Origin of the sequence: uncultured Campylobacter sp. (assembly GCF_938045775.1) — a bacterium.
Taxonomy (GTDB): domain Bacteria; phylum Campylobacterota; class Campylobacteria; order Campylobacterales; family Campylobacteraceae; genus Campylobacter_B.
The window spans coordinates 1-2,524 of the sequence record NZ_CALIBH010000015.1; the positions used below are offsets into that span (position 1 = coordinate 1).

The following is a 2,524-nucleotide window of genomic DNA, read 5'->3' on the forward strand; positions in this document are numbered from 1 at the left end:
CACGAAATTTTAAGCCCGAGCTCGTCGCAGTATTTTTTGGCGATAAAAAGCCCGATGTCAAAGCCGCCGTTGCGCTCGTCAAAGCGGGTGTAAAGCTCGAAAATATGCGGCAGATTTTGCCGCGCGATGCCCGCGCCGCTGTTTTTTATGCGAAGCGAGCGCTCGCTTAGGCTCACCTCGACGCAGCCGAGCTCATCACAATATTTTATCGCGTTGCCAAGCAGATTATCGATGATCTTTCGCAGCTTAAACTCATCCGCGCAAAAGGCTACCGGGCGCAGATCGGCGCGTAGATTTATGCACTTTTGCTCCGCAGAGACGCCGAAATACTCTATGCGGCTTTGCAGTAGCTCGCCTAAATTTACCTCTCGCCCGCTGCCGCTTTTGTTTAAGCTTAGTGCGGTTAGGTCTTCAAACAGCGCGTTTATCGTATTTGCGCCCGCCTTGATATTGCCCAGATATTTTTTCGGCTCGGTATCAAAAAGCTCGATACTCATCAAAATCACGCTAAGAGGCGTCTTTATCTCGTGCGTCGTGTCGCGGATGAAGCCGTTTAAAAATTCGATCTTTTCATAAAGCGGGCGCAGCGAAAGGCGGATGATAAAATACGCGATCAACAAAATAAGTGCCAAAACAAGCGCGCTCGCGGCTAAAATTTTGAGCTTCAGCGCTGCTAGCTTGCCCTCAAGCGCCTCCGTTTTGATCGCTACGTAATACTCCGTGCCGTCCTTGGCAGTGAGATTAAACTGCTCGATCCTGTCAGCCCCCTCCATATACACGCGCGGTGCGTCGTCCCTCGGCTCGAAATCCCGCGCGATCTCATCGCTGCTATTCAGATCCGCCGCGTATGCCTGCATGGCGTCGAAATCGCCCTCATTTAGGCGCCCGCCGCGCGCGAGCTTAGCCTCTAAGCCATGTTTGAAATCTCTGATCGCAAAGGCATCGCGATCCGCGATAAAAAACTTCTCCCGCTCGTAAAATATGCTGCTTACCAGCGCCAAAAACAAGACGCTAGTAAGCGTGTAGAGCAAAAAAATCGGTAGAATTTGACGCATTTTGGACACGGCGCGCTCCTAAATATATTTGTAGCCGAGCGTGGAGGCGTTTATGATGCGATCTTTGCCTAAAATTTTTCGCAGCTCCGCGATATAAACGCGCAGGCTAAGCTCGCTCGGACTCTCGTCGTAGTCCCACAGCGCGGCGAAAATTTCATCCTTACTAAGGAATTTATCGCGGTTTTTCAGAAGCAGAGCAAGAAGCCGCGCCTGCTTTTGCGGCATCGACACGAGCCTGTCTGCATGATATAGCGCGTGCTGAGCCATATCGAAGCTAAAACTTCCGCCGATATTTTCGCGTCTGGCGGCGTTGTGGACGAAGGTGCGCTTTAGTAGATTATCCGCGCGCAGGGCTAGCTCTTTTAGCTCGAAAGGCTTTTTAAGGTAGTCGTCGCAGCCGCTTTTAAAGCCGCTTTCGACGTCTTGCAGAGTGTTTAGCGACGTCGTGAAAATACACGATGCGCCGCGCCCGGCCTCGCGCAGCTCGCGAAGTAGCGCAAAGCCGTTTCCGTCGATGATTTTGACGTCGAAGATCCACAGATCGAAGCTCTTTTCGTACGCTAAAGAGAGCGCCTCGTCGTAGCTTTTGCTACCGCTTACCTCGTGTCCCGCGCCGCGCATGTAGGTGCACATCATATCTAGCAGCATCCCCTCGTCCTCGACGATCAAAACTCTTGCCATAGCCCGCCTCCTTGCGTAGAATTTTTGAAATTATACCCTGTGAAATTCCACGTAAAATTTAATTGCGAAATTTCACGGCAAAATTTTATCGCAGCGAAACAGCGCGTCTTAGCTTAAAAGTATGCTTACTAAATTTAGGCTTGTAAGATTGCTCGCCTAGTATTATTCGCGCGGCGCAAGAAACTAAAATTTTACGATATAAAATTTTCGCGCCGCGGAATTTTAAAATTTACAGGTAAAACACTGGGCTTTAAAATTCCGCCGCTACGAAATTCTAAATTCCGCAACATAAAATTTACGGCGCAGAATTTCAAAACCTCGCCTGCACCGATAAAATTTTGCGAAATTTCATCGGCGCTATGCCGCATAGGCTCCAAAGCTAAATTTTAAAATTTCTACGCCGTGATCTGTTAAAACAAAATTCCGCGCAAATATCGCGCGGAACTAAATAGCTTGCGCACGGACGGCTATTGCTGCGTCATAGGGCACACAGCTTCGCCAGCGTTTTGATTGCACGGCATCGCGTCTCTTGGCGGCATTGCCGGACCCGCGTCGTCACCCATCCCTTTATGCGGCATATGGCCGCACTCTCCTGGAGCCGCCTGCGATCTGTGCGGGCCAAACCCGTGAGCGGTCCTTTTAAATTTGCCGAAATTGCCGCGGTCTTTAAGCTCGATATCCAGCCTATCCGCCTGCTCGACGCTTAGCTTGCCCGCCTGAGCGTTATAGTTTTTTCTAAACTCGTCTAGGAATTTCTCGCGATCCTCGACGCTCATAGCGTCCAGCTT

General features: G+C 50.4%; 3 protein-coding genes and 1 pseudogene. All 4 read right to left on the minus strand.

Annotated elements, in window-relative coordinates; all coding sequences use genetic code 11:
* Window positions 1-1,055, minus strand: a 1,055-nt coding sequence (locus tag Q0238_RS00385) for a HAMP domain-containing sensor histidine kinase (protein ID WP_297941772.1), incomplete at its 3' end; no start/stop codon positions are given.
* Window positions 1,056-1,073: 18 nt separating this feature from the next.
* A complete protein-coding gene (locus Q0238_RS00390) occupies window positions 1,074-1,736 on the minus strand; it encodes a response regulator transcription factor (protein WP_297941766.1) in 663 nt (220 codons plus the stop codon).
* A 191-nt stretch (window positions 1,737-1,927) separates the two neighbouring features.
* Entirely contained in the window at window positions 1,928-2,104 is a 177-nt protein-coding gene (locus Q0238_RS00395) for a hypothetical protein (RefSeq protein WP_297941769.1), read from the minus strand.
* 99 nt (window positions 2,105-2,203) lie between these two features.
* Window positions 2,204-2,524: pseudogene (locus Q0238_RS00400) on the minus strand (hypothetical protein); the annotation flags it as partial.